Genomic DNA, 17,125 nt, shown 5'->3' on the forward strand with positions numbered 1-17,125 from the left:
GTCTGATATTCGCCTTATGATTCTTCTTTTCTTTCCTGCATTCGTTTTGTATAGCGTGCAATTTTAAAGTTAATTCCTTCCATGGCCTCCGTCATCAGCGAGATTTCAGCCAGCACGGCCTGCTTGTGCTTCATCATCATTTCTAGCCGCAGCTGGGTTGTGCTTTCTCCCTCAACTACCCAATCAATATACTGCCTGATACTACTTATGGGCATGTGCGTGTTTTTCAAACGAATGACGGTTTCAAGCAGCGATATTTGATCCTCTGAAAATAACCGCCGGCCGGCTTCATCGCGCTCGATTAGCGGCAGCAGCCCTTTTTTTTCATAATAACGCAGCGTGGATTCCGGAATATTAAGCTTGGCCGAAGCCTCGCTAATGGAATAGTACTTCATTTGAAGGCCTCCAAATGGTTTCTTTCATTGTCGACAAGAATAGGATACGACTTAAACCATGGTTTAAGTCAATAATAAATAAGCTGCCTCTATATTTAAAATTACTTTACATGTGCATAACACTCCGATAATGAACCTGATGTATGCTAAATACATTGTACCATTTGGGTGGGAGACTCTGAGAAAACCCAAAAGTAAACAGGCGTGAAAACAGCCTTGTTTCTTTTGATTTCCAGAGTCTTTTCGCTTATTCGCAGCATTTTGAAGGCTCAGGAGGTTATGGAATGGCAAAAATAATGATCAATCATTTATATAAGAAATATAGCAAGGACAAGCATGCGGCGGTAAAGGACTTCCATATGGAAATTGAAGATAAGGAATTTCTCGTGCTGGTAGGACCGTCGGGGTGCGGGAAATCAACGGTTTTGCGCATGATTGCGGGACTTGAGGATATCACCGAGGGCGAGATCTATATCGGGGATACGCTGGCCAACCATTTGCCACCTAAGGACCGGGACATTGCAATGGTATTTCAAAATTATGCGCTGTATCCGAATATGAGCGTTTACGAAAATATCGCTTTTGGACTGAGGCTGCGCAAGCTGCCGAAACATGAGATTGATCTTTCCGTGAAGCGGGCTGCGCGCATTTTGGAATTAGACGCGTACTTAGACCGCAAACCGGGGCAGCTGTCCGGCGGACAAAGGCAGCGTGTAGCTTTAGGGCGCGCAATTGTCCGTAATCCGCAGGTATTCCTGATGGATGAGCCGTTGTCCAACCTAGACGCGAAACTGCGTGCACATATGCGTATGGAGATCATTAAGCTTCATAAGTCACTTGCTGCGACCTTCGTTTATGTCACTCATGATCAAATCGAAGCCATGACGATGGGAGACCGGATTGCTGTCATGAAGGATGGGGTCATTCAACAAGTGGATACGCCGGAAGTCATTTATTCCACACCGAGCAATATGTTTGTAGCCAGTTTTATCGGCTCGCCGCCAATGAACTTTATCCAAGGCCGAGTTCTTGAAAATATTCCCGGAAAGCTGGAATTCCACACCCAACGATTTTGGTTAAAAATTCCCGAGCATGCAGCAAGTCTACTAATCAAACACAAACAGGTTAACCGTACGGTAACACTTGGAATCCGGCCTGAGCATATGGAATTGGCTAAAGAGGCGGACGAACAGACTGCGATCCCTGCATACTACAAGCACAGCGAGCTAATGGGGGCGGATCGGTTCCTGCATTTGGATATTCACCAGAAGCAGCCGCTCATCGTGCGTGCTGACCCTGGGATTCGATTGGAGGAGGACGAAATAACGTACGTAACTCCGAATATGTCAGAGGCGTTGTTTTTTCACTTGGAAACCGGGGATCGAATAAGCTAAATCACTATGACATACACGGCATGATGCGGTACGATAGCATAATAACACAGGCTGCCAGTCATCGGCAGCCTGTTAAAATAATGGGCATATTGCTCATTTCATATGAAAAACATTTTGTAATTCCGATATCGTAAACTTTTTCATCTTCAAGTACGCTTGCGTGATCCGATCGCGCTGTTCCGGACTGCCTGTCGCCAACATCTCGTTCAATTCGGCGGGGCAGATCTGCCACGATACGCCGTATTTGTCTCTAAGCCAGCCGCATTGCTCGGCCTCAGGTGCGGCAGAAAGCTGTTCCCAATAGTAGTCAATTTCATCCTGCGTCTCGCAGCAGACCATGAGGGAAATTGCTTCGTTGAAGTTGAACGGGTGTTCCAACGCGCTGTCCATTGCTGCGAACCAGGTGTTCTCCAGCATAAAGTCCGTAAACATCACCGTATCCTCTTTGTTGGGCTCTTGGCCAGGGCCGTATCGGAAGAGGGCGCCAGGTTGTGCATTTCGGAATACCGAGAGATAGAACTCACGTGCCTCTTCGGCCTTGCCGCTGTTATTGCCCGTGAACATCAGGGAGGGGACAATGGTGGGCCGCGGCTCACCGTCCGGATTCGTAAGAATGAGCTGCCACGATACACCAAACTTGTCCTGAACCCAGCCATACCGTTCGCTGAACGGATACTTGTCTAACGGCATAAGCGCCAATCCGCCTTTTGACAACTTATTCCATATCTCGTCGATCTTTTCACTTGCGTTCTTTTCCCGAGACGGATCGAAATTTACTATAAACGAAATCGAAGGATTGATCTTAAAGAAAGGACCTGCAGATATGGCCATAAACGGATGTCCGTAGACGTTGAACGATACAGTATCGCAATCACCCGATGGCGTATTGTGCAAGGTCGTCATGCTCGTAATAATGGAATCCGGAAATACGGAACAATAAAATTCTGCGGCTTCTTTTGCCTCTTTGTCGAACCATAAGTGCGGTATGATCGGCTGGATACCCTTCTCATATTGACTGTTGGCGTTACTCATCATCATCTCCTCCTTTGGTTTATAGGGTTTACACTTTTTGATTGTAGCACACGGAATCTTTCGATATTTCTTTCAGATTGCGGTATCGAGGGATGACAAAAGATAACGATAAAAAAGACACTTACTGGCGGTGCCTTTTCGTAGAGTCTGTAAAATATTCTGTGTAACCTATCACCGGCAGCTAAGGAAAGTAACAAGGGGAAAAAGCATATTCCCTTTGACGATGCGCTGCTCAAAATGCTCTACCTGGTCACTATGGACGTCACCCGCAATTAAAAGGGTGAATGTTGGTACAGATTATCATTGTAATTCTCGCTATACTCAGACTTAGCTGTAGTCTTGTATAAGACAGACCTATTAGGCGGATTAAACGATCTAAAAATCCACGTCAGTATCTTCCTGAAACTTGATACTTCGCAATAGTTATTATCCATATCGGTCCAGCGATATTTATCATCAAATTAATAATAGAATTTATTTTATTATCATTACAGCAATAGTTAGACAATGTATGGTTAGGTAGTGTTTTGGGTATGAGTTCGGTACTGTATTGGACTCATGCCTTTTAGTCTTGCCATTATCCGTTTGTGATTGTAGTAATTCCGCTTTCAAACGGACTGTCCGGATGCGAGTAAATAACAAAAATCGTACAGAAAGACCTAAAGAATCTTAAGGTCAAGAAAGGAAGGGTCACAGTATAGTGTAGGCATCCATGGAGCGAAGCTCATAGTGAAAATGAAAGCGATTTATTGCGAGCGATCATTCCTGTCTGCCGAAAGCTCCACATAAAATTGGTTTGTTTGTTGTGAGGTGATGGGATAGGTCCCTGCGGGCTCCCCGAAAAGAATTCCAGCTTGTCATCAGCAAGATAATAGACAAGCAAAGCTGCGTTGGTCAGTCTCAGCTGGGCTGAAGGGAGGTGATTCTACAGTTCGTACCGCGGATAATCTATTGCTTCTCTAGGTAGCACGAACGCCGTAGACAATAGGATGATATGATTCCAAGGAGGATTGTACATGGTCAAAAATAACTTCAGACATCTACTGCTTTGTCTCGCAGTGCTGCTGATGCTGCCACAATGGAGCGGATTAGCCGGGGCTGCAGAGCCGTCGCCGGGTACGGCGGATTCGATGCCGGCGTTTTCACAGGAGGGGAAGAATGTGTCCGATTTCTATAATGTCATCATGCAGACGGGAGCCGACCCTTGGGTTTACAAGCACACGGATGGCTATTACTACAACGTTTTTGCCAACGCTAGCGGCGTCATGATCCGTAGAGCGAAGACGATCACCGGCCTGGAGGCGGGCGAGAGGCGTCTGGCCTGGTCGCCGGTTAAGGGCACTATGTACAGTTCCAATGTTTGGGCGCCGGAAATGCATTATCTCAAAGATACCGACGGCCAATCCAAATGGTTTATTTACTTTGCAGCCGACAACGGAACCAACGCAAACCACCGCATGTACGTGCTGGAGAACGCGAGCGAAGATCCGTTGACCGGCTCCTGGGAGTTCAAAGGGAAGATTACCGATCCTGCCGACCGTTGGGCGATCGACGGCACTGTGCTGACGGTGGGCGAGCAGCATTATTTCATCTGGTCCGGTTGGGAAGGAACGGATGGAAGCTTCCAAAATTTATATCTCGCACAGATGAGTGATCCGCGGACCATCAGCTCGGAACGGGTATTGCTCTCCACGTCTCAATATGATTGGGAATCGTCCCCGGCCCGCATCAATGAAGGCCCGCAAGTCACGATAAAGGGCGACACAATCAATCTGGTCTATTCCGCAAACGGAAGCTGGACCGACAGTTATTGTCTCGGGCTGATCACAGCCAAGATCGGCGACGATTTGATGAATCCGGACTCTTGGGTGAAAAAAGACAAGCCGATCTTCTCCAGCGCCAACGGTGTTTATGGCCCGGGCCATCACAGCATTGTCACGTCTCCTGACGGCACAGAGGACTGGATTATCTACCATGCGGCCCGCTGGCCAGGAGCGGGATGGACCCGCAAAGTCCACGCGCAGAAATTCACCTGGAATACAGATAATACACCAAACCTGGGAGAGCCTGCCGATCCGAACCTGCCGATTGCCACGCCTTCGGGCGAGCCGACGCGGAAGCGCTATGAAGCGGAAAACGCGCTGCTGGTAAAGGATCCGGGCGGTGAAACCTCTCCCGCTGTCCGGATGGAGGCCACCGCTTCCGGCGGGATGAAGGTCGCCAACATCAAGAACGCTCGTGATTATGCCCAGTTTACTGTCAATGTGCCGGAGACGGGATTTTATATGCTGTCCGTGCGCAATGCCAACGGCTCGCCCAATGCGGCCGATGCTTCCCATATTTTGTCGATCAACGGGAACTCTGGCGTCAATTTGAACATCGTCTATTCCGGCGTGAATCGTTGGGGACTTTCCGCGGCGAAGGTCTTTCTGAAGAAAGGCGACAATATTCTCCGCTTCTCGAAGGGGAACAACTTTGCCGAAATCGACAGCCTGGATATATTTAAGCTGGAAACCTCGGAAATGCTATTCGATGCCCCGGGGTACACGCTCGGATTGGGTGAAACCCGCAGCTTGCCCCTGTATACCGTAACAGACGCTACCTATACCGCTGTTGACACAGGAGCAAGCTTCAGTTCTTCCAATACGAAGGTCGCCGTTATTGACGGTGGGGTTAGGGTTAAGGCTGTAAGTGCGGGCAGTACCACAATCACCGCCACATATAACGGGAAAACAGCCACAGCCACGGTTACCGTTTCTGCGGATCCTAGAGCTGTGCAGTCCGTTGCCTTCGGCGGATTGCACCGCATCCTGACCAGCGGGCAGACAAGCGGACCATTGCAGGTAACGGCACACTATAACAATTATGAGGTTCAGAATGTGACAGCGACTGCCCAGTATACCAGCAGCGATCCTGGGGTGGTTAGGATTGATTCGGATTCTGTGACCCAATCGATATATGCGGTTAAACCGGGCACAGCTCTTATTACAGCAGAATACAACGGCAAGAAAGCAGAGCTCAACTTGACCGTTATTGCAGCTTCTGATGTGGTTCAGGTTACTTCAGTAGTGAAGATTCCTTCCGGAGTGGCCCCTAAGCTGCCCAGCGTTGTTGATGTTGTCTACAACAGCCAGCCGAAGAAGGCTGAGGTTGTCAGCTGGGAACCGGAGGGACTTGACCTCAACTCCCTTGGTACTGTTCAGGTGCCTGTCACCCTGAAGCTGGATGGCCGTGATTTTCCTTCCACTGTTTCCGTAAACGTTATTCCGGGATGGGGCCTGGATGAGATTGTGAATCAACTCCGAAACAAGCTGGCCAACTTCTCCTATCCTTTGGGTGACGGGCTGGGTAACTATAGCCAATCCAAGTATGATGCCTTCGTGGACGAAGTGAACAAGGCGGAAGAAATGGCTGCAAACGCCGATCTGAGTAAAGAACAGTTTAACGAGGAACTAGATAAGCTTGCTCAAGCGGAAGCAGCTTTGTTAGGTTCGCTGAACAGCATTCGGGACGGCGTAATGTATAACGCTTACCGGGATTTCTCCGGCGATACGGTTGGCAAATACCCTTACGGCATTACCACCGAAGATCTAACCAATGGCGCTACCGCCACTGTGCAGGAAGAGGCCGGGAATAAGTTCCTCCGGCTGACTACAACCGCTACCTCGGGCAAGGCAAACCTGCTCCTACCGTATGCAGGCGAGGTTAAGGCTGAGGCGGATCAGCGTATCGTCATCGAATACCGGGCCAGACTAAACACCAGCTTCCAGTACGCCAATGGCGCCATGATGCGAAATGACAGCGGCACAGGCAATTATTCCATGGTCACGGCTTTTGATATGGGGAAAATTGTAGTCCAGAATGGACCGTCCACTAAGGTCAAAGTCAAAGACTTTCAGTACAATACATGGTACAAAATCAAAATGGTGGCAAACTGGGACGCCAAGACTTATACCGTCTATATAGACGATGTTGAGGTGGCCACTGACTACAACTTCCGGCACACAGGCGGCGACAAGCTGACCGGCCAGCGGTTCGGCATCGATGGCTATGCCAACGCCTCCATCGACTTTGACGATTTCAAAGCGATGGTTATCGGAGGACCGAAGGCTGCGCCCGCAGGGCAGCAATGAAACAGCGGTTGGGGCCAATGATGGACGCATCACCGGGGTCAACCCCTCCATGGAATGGTCCTCCGGCTATGGGAGCACCTGGTTGAATGTCGAAGGGGATACTATCGCAAATCTTTCTCCCGGCACTTATTGGATTCGTTACTCTGCGACGGATACCCATAAAGCCAGTCCCCATGTGGAGTTGACCATCGTAGTCTATACACAGCCGCTGCATGTAACCGGAGTGAGCCTGAATCAGATCGCCGTCCAAATGTATACCAACCATGGGAACGGCAAACCAGGGAACGTTCTGGAGCCTGCCAGTGTTGTCTCCCGGGCGGAAGTATCCGTCATGATCGTGCGCTTTATAGCCTGGCGTAGCAACTAAAGCCATTGAGTGGATCACAGGTAAAAAAACCAAGGAGCCAAGGGAACGTCCGCCCGGCTCCTTGGTTTTTTGCGTTCCGCATAGGCGGATTTGTCAGGGCGTAGGATTTGCGGAGGGGGGATGTTGGCGGAACGGTATTCCAAGCGGGCATAGGGCGTGTTCGGCTGATGACTTTTGAAAAGGACCCAGTGTTGCCCTTTTCCGTGAGGCTCCCTGCTGATTTGGAGGAGAAACAAAAATCGCACAGAAAGACCTAAAGATTTTTAAGGCCTGGAATGGACGAACCGCGGTACATTATAAGCATCACGTCCAACAAAAACTTTCATCAGGAAAGAAGGGGAAGCCATGAAAACGACGCCTGCCGCCGTAGGAACAGATAGAGTACCGGCAGCCAAAGAGGCTTTTTACCAGACAAAGCGGTTTCGGCAGAATATTCCGCTATTTGTCATGCTTATACCGGGAGTGCTTTATTATCTGATATTCCGCTACTTGCCTATGGGCGGTCTTGTGATAGCTTTCAAGAACTACAACTTTCACGATGGCATATGGTCAAGTCCGTGGGTGGGATGGAAATATTTCGAGATTTTGTTCCAGTCCAACGTCACGCTGCAAATTATCTGGAATACCCTCACCCTAAGCGTTCTGAACCTGGTCTTCGGGTTCCCTGCGCCGATTCTTATCGCCATTGCCTTGAATGAGGTTCGGAAGAGCTGGCTGAAGCGCTGGATTCAGACCATTATTTATCTGCCTCATTTTTTGTCCTGGGTTATCGTTGCGGGCATTATCCTGACCCTGTTCTCCATCGACGGCGGCACCATCAACAAACTGCTGGGCCAATGGGGGATGGAGCCGGTGCCTTTCCTGTACCGCGCAAACTCATGGACCGCCATCTTTGTCGGCTCCGGCATGTGGAAGGAGATGGGCTTCAGCGCTATTATCTATCTCGCCGCTATCTCCGGCATTGACCCCAGCCTGTACGAATCCGCGGGGATGGACGGTGCAGGCAAGCTTAGGCAGATTTGGCATATCACCCTGCCGGGTATCCGTCCTACGATTATCCTGCTGCTGATTCTTGGCATGGGCCGTTTGATGGAAGTAGGGTTTGACCAGGTTTACAATTTGCAGAATCCCACTGTCCTGCAGAAAGCGGAGGTCATCAGCACCTACGTGTACAAAGTGGGGCTGCAGCAGGCCCAATTCGGTCTGACCACAGCCATGGGCTTGTTTGAATCCTTCGTCGGCCTGGTACTTGTGCTGTCGGCCAACGCCTTGGCCCGTAAATTCGATCAGGGATTATTCTAAAGAAGGGAGGGAAATGCTCTTGAGAGAATCCACAGGCGGAAAAATTTTTGTCATCCTTATTCACGTGGTATTGATCATTATTTCGCTCACCTGCATCCTGCCTTTCCTGCATCTGATTGCGCTGTCCGTAAGCTCCGGGCACGCGGTTGACCTGGGCCAGGTCTGGTTCTGGCCGGTGGGGCTTGATTTCACCGTTTACCAATACTTTTTTGAGAATACGCCAGCCTTGCGCGCCTTTACCAACAGCGTGATCATTACCTTATGCGGAACGGCCTTAAGCATGCTGGCCACGGTGCTGACGGCCTATCCCTTATCCCGCCGTTACCTGTATGCCCGCAAGCCGATCACAACAGCTGCATTGTTCACCATGCTTTTCAGCGGAGGCATGATCCCTACCTATCTGGTCATGAACAGCCTGCATTTGACCAACACTTACTGGTCCCTCTGGCTTGGCGGGCTGATCAGCACCTATAATATGCTGATTATGAAAAGCTATTTTGAGAGCATCCCGGGTGAAGTGGCGGAATCCGCCCAGATGGATGGCTGCGGCGAGGTCCAACTGCTCATGCGCATCATACTGCCCTTGTCTCTTCCCATGCTGGCTACGCTGACGTTATTCTACGGAGTGGGCTACTGGAACATGTTCATGAGTGTTATTCTTTACATCAACAAGACGAATTTGCAGAATCTTACTGTTATCGTCCAGGGGATGCTGCAAATTCAGGGGAACTTTAATATGTCGGCCATGGATATGATGCAGCAGCAGGAGATGGTATCCGAAAAGCTGAAAGCGGTTGGGGTTATGGTTATGGTTGTGCCCATGCTGGTGGTATATCCGTTCCTGCAGAAATATTTTGTCAAGGGCATTATGCTTGGCTCAATCAAGGGTTAGCGGCAACAATGAAATAAATCATAGAAGGATGAGGGGGATTCCACATGTTTGGACAAACATTCGCACCAAAAATGAAGATCAGTTTAGCGCTGGGACTGTCGGCGGTTATGGCAGCAGGGGCAGCTGGTTGCAGTCAAAAGGAAGAAGGGACAGAAGGGCAAGCTCAAGGAAAAGCCATAATTACCGTTTCCAACTATGACAGGGGCAATATTCCCGCAGCAGAGGGAACGGTTGAGGACAACCGTTGGACCAAGTGGATCAATGAGCATTCTCCCGTTACGGCCAAGTATGTGCCGGTGGCCCGGGCAGAGGCAGTCAAGAAGCTGAATGTGTTGTTCGCATCGGGCAGTGCGCCGGATATTGTCAATGATTATGATACGGGATTCAGGAATTCCCTGTACCAGCAGAAGCAATTGATGCCTCTGGACGATTACTTGCAATATGCCCCTGAATACCAGAAGCTGCTGGAGAAGTACCCCCAGCTTCGCAAAATAGGCACCAAGCCGGACGGCAAGCTTTACGAAATCGGCAAAATTAATGAGCCTCATCTGCAGAGTGTAGCCTTTATCCGGATGGATTGGCTGAAAAAGCTGAAGCTAGAGGTTCCGAAGACCACCGACGAATTGCTTGTCGTTCTGAAAGCATTCGTTGAGCAGGACCCTGACGGCAACGGGAAGAAGGATACTTATGGAACCAATATGAGCTACACCTCGGATGGCATGGTGGATTCCATGTTCGGCTCGTACGGCTGGAAAATCTCCAATGATGACAAAATTGTCAGGACTTGGGATAATTCGCTGGAGTCTCTTAAATTCAAGAAAAGATTATTTGAAGAAGGGCTTATCGATAAGGATTACTTGGCGGACAAGAATGGAGCCAAAGCCAAGCAGGATTTTCTGAACGGAAAAATAGGCGTTTATCTTCCTCCTGCTATCACCAACTGGTTTGAGAATACGGTAACGGACGTTAAAACGCTCCGCAAGGTTGTTCCGGGGGCGGAGATTGCGCCGATGGCGCAGCCAAAGTCTTCTATGGGACAATTCGTTCATCATGTGGTCAATCCGGTTCAAATGACCACGGTGATCAATGCCGCGGCCAAGGATCCCAAGGCGGCTATGGAATATATTAACTTCATCATCAAGCCGGAAAACGCCCTTATTTTGAAGAAAGGAATTGAGGGAGAGCATTGGAAGAAAGGCGAGGACGGTTTTCCCAAGGTCATTGATCCTGCGAAGAATGCCAAGGAGCTGGATTGGGCCATGGACTACTCCATGTTCTACTCAATCCCAGAGAATCCGCTTCTGATTTCCACCACTGCGTTCGACGTGAATGATCCTGACCAGAAGGCTGGCCTGGACATGTTGAAGAAAGCCGACGAGTTTCTGCTTAATCCCGAGGCCCAGTATCCCGCGCTGAGTCACTATGAGCATATGCCTACCCTGCCGAGCGATTTGGTAGTGATCAATACCAATATCGACAAGGAAATGAAGGACATCTTTACCAAAGGCATTATTGGCGGGGCCCAATATACCCCTGAGCAGGCCATTGCAGATGCTAAAGCTGCCTGGGAGAGAGGCGGCGGCAAACAGATCGAGGAATTCATGAATACCTGGTATAAAGAAAATAAGGACAGAGCCTTCCTCGGCAAGGATATCCTGGAGTTGGTCCGCTCCCAACACAAGTAAGGGCTGAAGGGCCTGGAATAGGATAAATGCGGACCTGGTCCGGCAAAGGCCGGGCCAAGTTTGCTTTCGGAACAATTTATATGAGAAGGAGTATATGAATCATGACAAATGAAATGCTGCTTCAAAAAATCGGACTGGTAGTGGACAAACTTATGAATCTGGGCGGCAGCGACTATGAAAAGGATAAAACCGCGGTCCAGGCCGATACGAGAAAAGGGATTGTCCAACGGGATTTCGGAATTGAGGAATGGGACTGGCCCCAGGGCGTCGGTCTTTATGGTCTGTACAAGCTGCAGAAGTATTACAGCGATACTCGCTATATGGAGTTTTTTCAGAACTGGTATTCCCGCAATATGGAGGTCGGCCTGCCGTCAAAAAACATTAATACGACCGCCCCTTATCTGGCTCTGGTTTTGCTCCTGGATCAGCTTGAGCCTTCCAAGCAGCTGGAACAGCTATGCCGGGATCATGCGGACTGGCTCGTTCATGAGCTGCCCAAAACCAAAGAAGGCGGCTTCCAGCATACAGTCACTGCCATTGGTAACCGGGATGGAATCCACTTGCACAATGAGCAGTTATGGATTGATACGCTCTTTATGGCGGTTCTGTTTCTGAACCAGGCCGGGCGCAAGTTCAACCGGCCGGAGTGGGAGCAAGAAGCAGTACACCAGATTTTGCTCCATATCAAGTACTTGTTCGACAAACATACCGGACTGTTCTTCCACGGCTGGAGCTTCGAGCGCAATGATAATTTCGGCAGCATCTTCTGGTGCCGCGGCAATTCCTGGTTCACCTACGGCCTCGTCGATTACCTGGAAACTTGCCAGGATACGATGAACCCGGGTGTCCGTCAATTTCTGGTTGATACGTATAAGGCCCAGGTCAACGCTCTGGTTCCTCTCCAGGCCGCTTCCGGCCTATGGCACACCGTCCTGCAAGACCCAACCAGCTATGAAGAGGTATCCGGATCGGCCGCAATTGCCGCGGGTATCCTAAAAGGCATAAAAACCGGTATTCTGGATTCCTCCTATCAGCCTGTTGCAGACAAGGCCATCCAGGCGGTTTGTCAAAATATCAGCGGTGACGGAACCGTGCTGAATGTGTCGGCCGGAACCGGTATGGGAATGGACAAAGACCATTATAAAAACATTACCATTATGCCAATGGCATACGGACAGTCCCTTGCTCTAATTGCCTTGTATGAAGCTTTAAAATAATACAGGTCAACCGGATCGGAACGTGAAGCGTTTCCTTCCTACGTAGACAGGTAAAATGTAAACGTTGTTTGCTTGGAAGGAACCGTTTTATAATACAATATGAAATTCAAAGGGGGGAGGGGAGCCGACTGCGTCCGACAAGCTGGCCGGGTTATATAGCAGGAAAAATAAAGGGCAGCTTCAAGATCAAACTGATTGTGCTGCTCTCGTGTATGGTAACACTTGCCTTCGCCTTGGCAGGCTGGATGGTCTACCGGTCAAATATCCAGTTAATGGAGGATGAAATCAGCAAGCAGTTCTCCATCGCCAACGAACAGGCTTTGGCCAGACTGGAGATGTCCTTCCAGGAAATCAACCGCGTATCCCAATCCATTATCCTGAATCCGTCCATCGAACTGTTCCTCAAGGAGAACATCGTTCCCGTAAGCGATTCCTACACCCAATTCAAGAACCGCAAGTATGTAGAAGAGCAGTTGAATATGCTGCTGGTGGATGCGCCGTCCATCCGTTCCGTTTTCCTGTACAATGAGAACGGGGAAATGACGGCTCTCTCCAAAACCGGTGCGTCAGGAGAGCCGGGAACGGATGACTTGACCAGGATGATGGAAAAGCTTAAGCCCCATCGGGGGAATATGGTCTGGGGCCGGGCCGAGGCGGCCAGTACCATTGATCCGGACGGCCGCAGAACGGTTCTGGTTGCAGCCAGACGGATGCTCAATGAGAAGCTGATCCCGTACGGCACCATGGTGATGGTGATGGAGGAAAGCCTGGTATCCAAGGTGCTGCGGGATCTTACGGAGAACGGCAGCGGCAAGGTGCTGCTGCTGGAGCCTATGGGCGGTGTGCTCTACTCCAATACCGATCAGAGTGAGATGGAGCAACTATTGCAACTGACAAAGGCACATTATCCTCGTTATGTCAAAATGAATGGCATCACCTATCTGTTTGTCCGCCACGAGCTGATTCCGGCAGGTTTTACCCTATATGGAGGGGCTTCCTTACAGGAGATACAGAGGAAAAATAAAGACATTATCCAAGTATTGGCATTTGCCGGAATCGGCGTGATCCTGCTCAGTGCGTTACTTATTACGATTTCCACCCGGACGCTCCTCACTCCTCTTGCCCATCTGATGCAGGGACTGCGTACGCTGCGTTCCGGCGATTTCACGGTCCGTGTCAAAGTGGATTCCGGCGATGAGCTGGGCTTCATCGGAGACAGCTTCAACAGCATGGCGGAGCAAGTGAGCGAACTGATTAATAAGGTATATCTGGCCCAGATCAGCCAGAGGGAATCGGAGCTGAAGGCCATCCAGGCACAGCTAAACCCTCATTATCTGCACAACCTGTTCAATGAGCTGTATTGGAAGCTGTACAGCAACGATCAGGAGGAGACGGCGCTTCTGATCAACGCCATCTCGGAGATGTTGAAGTATTCCCTTAAATCTGTCCAGACGGATACGACTCTTGGCGAAGAGCTGCATCAGATCCGCAATTACATCAAGATCCAGACAGAGCTGTTCACTGGCGAGATTGAAACCATTATCCAAGCTGAAGAGTCCCTGCTGAGTCTGCGGATGATGCGATCCCTCTTGCTGCCGGTGGTGGAAAATGTTTTTGTACACGCTTTCCGTGATATGGAGAAAGACCGGGTGCTGCGGATTAAAGCGTTTCTGTTAAATGAGGCACTGCATATCGTAGTGGCTGACAACGGATGCGGTATGGATAAAGAAACCTTGAGAGCCTTGACCGAGGCGGAGGCTGTGCTGCCGGACGGCGATAAGACAGGAATCGGCTACAAAAGTGTGCTGAGGCGCATTCAACTGGTATACGGACCCGCATATGGGGTGGAAATTACCAGTAGTGAAGGGAAAGGAACGGTTGTTCACATGACGCTTCCTATTAAATCCGGGACACTGGGGAGTCATGAGGAGGGAAACGGGTGAAGGGCAAGTTGTTTATTGCAGAGGATCAGCCTAACTTCCGCAAGGGGCTGCTGAAACTGGTGGGGAAGCGGTCCGCCGAGTGGGTGGTGACTGGGGAAGCGGCCAATGGCCGGGACGCCTTGTCAATGATGGAGAAATGTGTCCCGGATCTCTTGCTGACCGATATCCGGATGCCCCATATTGATGGTCTGCAGCTGGCAGAAGAAATCAGAAGCCGCGGCTGGCTGACGAAGATTGTGATTGTAACCGGATTCAAGGATTTTTCGTATGCCCAGTCCGCCGTCAAGTTCGGCGTGGTGGACTTTATTACGAAGCCTTGTGTGGAAACGGATATATTAAGCGTACTCGATCGGATTTATGTGCAGCTGATTGAAGAAAGCCAGTCTCAGTTCTTGGTGGAGGGCTGGAAGCGTCAGCATGAAGACAGCGAACTGCGCTCGGCTATTATGGGCATGCCCTGCAACGGTGAAGAGGTGGAGGCTCTGCTGAAGCGGATGAAGCAATGTGAGCTGCATTTTCTCCGTATTCCCACCTATTTTCCTCCAGAGAAGCATTATTCCGCCGAGGATGTGCCGCTTTTGCAATTTGCTTTCGCCAATATTGCCGGGGAGCATTTGAATAAATGGTTTCCCGGCGGCTTTCGCCTGTTTCCCATGAATGCATCGGAGTGGGCTTTATTGGTGGACCGGAGTGCTTCCCGGCCGGATACATTCCCCTCATGGCCGCAGATACTCACCGACTCGGTCCATCATTATCTGAGGCTGGCTCTTGAATACAGCGGACAAGGGCTATGCGCCAGTACGGAGGAATTGCGTCAGGGCTACAGACGGTATTGCCGGGAAGGGGACAGGGACCACGGTTCTGCCAATGAATCACTGCTCAACCAGACGGCGCTTTACGAGAAGGAAAAGGAAATTGTAACCTGGCTTATGTCGGAGGATAACAGCCGGCTGAGCCGTGAGCTGCAGGAGCAAGTCGTCCGGATCAGCCATTTGCCCCCGCAAACCGCCAAGATTGAAGCGCTGCTGCTGGCTGCTGCCATTCTTCGGCTAGTGCAGGTCCAGTTTCCCGAATGGCAAATGGCTGTGCGCCCCATAGAGTGGGATACTGTCTACAAATGTGTGACGCCGGATGATATTGCGGTATGGCTGCAGGGATACATCCATGAGTTCCTGCGGTCACACAATAACTGGCTTGCCAGCAAGAATGATAATCCGGTCAAGCAAGCTATCCGGTTTATTGAAGAGTCATACATGGGGGTATGCGGCTTGGCCGAGGTGGCGGCCCATGTCCATCTCAACCCCAGCTACTTCAGTAATCTGTTTAAAAAGGAAACCGGGGAAAGTGTAACCGGCTATATCCAGAACCTGCGCGTACAGAAAGCGAAGCTTCTGCTGAAAAGTACAGATATGAAAATATTCGAAATTTCCGAAGCCACCGGCTTCAACGACTCCAATTATTTCACGCATATCTTCAATAAAATAGCGGGAGTCTCGCCCAAAGAATACCGCAAGCAGATGGCCGGCCAGTGACTCTTCCAGGAAAAAAGTTCATTTTACACCGTGCCCAAACCTCGCCATAGAAGAGGACTGGATGGACCGGCTTTTGGAAAGCGCATCATCGATTCGTTTGATCGGAAGCCGGTTCTTTTTTTACGTGAATGACAATACGACAAGGCTTTCCTAGCATAGCTGGAAAAAATGGGTAATATGGTATGGATAAGGTAGTTACGGATACCTGGAGCAATTCACTAAGAATATCAGGCTTCTAAAATAAATAAGCGAGTCGAAATCAAAAGGAAGGTGTGAAGAAATTTGACCCTGCAGAAGCAAAGAATTGAATTTGAGGCGGCAAAAAAGATCTATGAGAGCCAGACACTGGTATTTCATGGTGTAGACGGTTTTGATGTCTACAATATTTCGATTCCGTTCATACGGGACGGGAAGCGCTATTTGTTCGGACGGGTAGAACGTCGTGAAGAGTGGGCCCGCTCTTGGGTCCGCCTGTTCGAGGAGACGGGGCAGGATGAATGGACCGTGGTGAAGGATAGCATGATCTATACTCTGGAGGACCCTTTCATCAGTGAGATCGGCGATGAGCTAGTAATGGGAGGGACTCATGTGCAATATCAGAGTGGAAGATACAGTACGTTTTTTGGTTATTTCTTCCGTGGTACCGACCTCCATAATTTGTACTACTTCACTACCGGACCTAACAAAATGAAAGATATTCGCCTTGTTCCGTTGTCGGATGGCAAGATCGGTGTCTTCTCGCGTCCACGTGGCGCGGAGACTAGAGGCAAATATGGGAGCGAAGCAATGATCGGCTTCACGGTCATTGATAGACTGGAAGAGTTAACTGCAGACGTCATTGAGAACGCACCGTACATTTACGGCATCTTCGGGGAAGGTGAATGGGGAGGCGTTAATCAGGCTTATCTACTTGATAGCGGCAAAATCGGCATCATCGGCCACATTTGCTACAAGGATATGGATGAGAATGGAGGGGAAGTGAAGGTGTACCTGAACATGGCCTTCGTCTTCGATCCAACCACCCGAGAGTCCTCGGATCTTCGTTTGATCGGAAGCCGCTCCTGCTACCCGCCGGGACCTGCCAAGGCACCACATTTAGTCGATTGCGTCTTTACTTCGGGAATTGTTATGCGTCCGGACGGCAAGTCCGATCTTTACAGCGGCATTGGCGATTGTCAGGCGGGGCGTATTACGATCGACTATCCGTTCGAAGGACATGGGCGTATTGTTTAG

The 17,125-nt window shown here is 50.0% G+C and carries 12 protein-coding genes and 1 pseudogene; 10 read left to right on the forward strand and 3 right to left on the reverse strand.

From position 1 onward, the window contains the following. Positions 1–14: 14 nt before the first annotated feature. The gene (locus ABEA66_RS02580; RefSeq protein ID WP_345585768.1) at positions 15–395 is read right to left on the reverse strand and encodes a MerR family transcriptional regulator; all 381 of its coding nucleotides are present in this window, start codon (positions 393–395) and stop codon (positions 15–17) included. 284 nt (positions 396–679) lie between these two features. Here ABEA66_RS02580 and ABEA66_RS02585 point away from each other — a divergent pair, with 284 nt between their 5' ends. Then, positions 680–1,789, forward strand: a complete 1,110-nt coding sequence (locus ABEA66_RS02585) for an ABC transporter ATP-binding protein (RefSeq protein ID WP_345585770.1) — start codon at positions 680–682, stop codon at positions 1,787–1,789. Between the two features lie 93 nt (positions 1,790–1,882). Here the strand turns inward: ABEA66_RS02585 and ABEA66_RS02590 are convergent, their stop codons facing one another. Beyond that, on the reverse strand, positions 1,883–2,821 hold the full coding sequence (locus tag ABEA66_RS02590; protein ID WP_345585772.1) for a VOC family protein: 939 nt from the start codon (positions 2,819–2,821) through the stop codon (positions 1,883–1,885). A 515-nt stretch (positions 2,822–3,336) separates the two neighbouring features. Then, a pseudogene (locus tag ABEA66_RS36280) lies at positions 3,337–3,420 on the reverse strand (IS3 family transposase); the annotation flags it as partial. Between the two features lie 417 nt (positions 3,421–3,837). On the opposite strand from ABEA66_RS36280, the gene ABEA66_RS02595 reads away from it, so the two are divergent. From ABEA66_RS02595 to ABEA66_RS02635, 9 genes are all read left to right on the forward strand, one after another. Next, a complete protein-coding gene (locus tag ABEA66_RS02595) occupies positions 3,838–6,954 on the forward strand; it encodes a family 43 glycosylhydrolase (RefSeq protein WP_345585774.1) in 3,117 nt (1,038 codons plus the stop codon). Between the two features lie 49 nt (positions 6,955–7,003). Then, positions 7,004–7,321: a hypothetical protein gene (locus tag ABEA66_RS02600; RefSeq protein WP_345585776.1), complete on the forward strand. Its 318-nt coding sequence runs from the start codon at positions 7,004–7,006 to the stop codon at positions 7,319–7,321. 345 nt (positions 7,322–7,666) lie between these two features. After that, the gene (locus ABEA66_RS02605; protein ID WP_345585778.1) at positions 7,667–8,623 is read left to right on the forward strand and encodes an ABC transporter permease; all 957 of its coding nucleotides are present in this window, start codon (positions 7,667–7,669) and stop codon (positions 8,621–8,623) included. 13 nt (positions 8,624–8,636) lie between these two features. Then, positions 8,637–9,515, forward strand: coding sequence for a carbohydrate ABC transporter permease (locus ABEA66_RS02610; protein ID WP_179136161.1), 879 nt, complete (start codon positions 8,637–8,639; stop codon positions 9,513–9,515). Positions 9,516–9,559: 44 nt separating this feature from the next. After that, on the forward strand, positions 9,560–11,200 hold the full coding sequence (locus ABEA66_RS02615; protein WP_345585781.1) for an extracellular solute-binding protein: 1,641 nt from the start codon (positions 9,560–9,562) through the stop codon (positions 11,198–11,200). Positions 11,201–11,301: 101 nt separating this feature from the next. Beyond that, positions 11,302–12,417 carry a glycoside hydrolase family 88/105 protein gene (locus tag ABEA66_RS02620; RefSeq protein ID WP_345585783.1) on the forward strand — a complete coding sequence of 372 codons (1,116 nt, stop codon included), beginning with the start codon at positions 11,302–11,304 and terminating at the stop codon, positions 12,415–12,417. A 212-nt stretch (positions 12,418–12,629) separates the two neighbouring features. Beyond that, entirely contained in the window at positions 12,630–14,360 is a 1,731-nt protein-coding gene (locus ABEA66_RS02625) for a cache domain-containing sensor histidine kinase (protein WP_079912862.1), read from the forward strand. Then, positions 14,357–15,892: a response regulator transcription factor gene (locus ABEA66_RS02630; protein ID WP_192702199.1), complete on the forward strand. Its 1,536-nt coding sequence runs from the start codon at positions 14,357–14,359 to the stop codon at positions 15,890–15,892. The genes ABEA66_RS02625 and ABEA66_RS02630 overlap by 4 nt, the downstream gene beginning before the upstream one ends. 282 nt (positions 15,893–16,174) lie before the next feature. Next, entirely contained in the window at positions 16,175–17,125 is a 951-nt protein-coding gene (locus tag ABEA66_RS02635) for an MTP-1 family protein (RefSeq protein ID WP_345585790.1), read from the forward strand.

Origin of the sequence: Paenibacillus vulneris (genome assembly GCF_039543185.1) — a bacterium.
Taxonomy (GTDB): Bacteria; Bacillota; Bacilli; order Paenibacillales; family NBRC-103111; genus Paenibacillus_S; species Paenibacillus_S vulneris.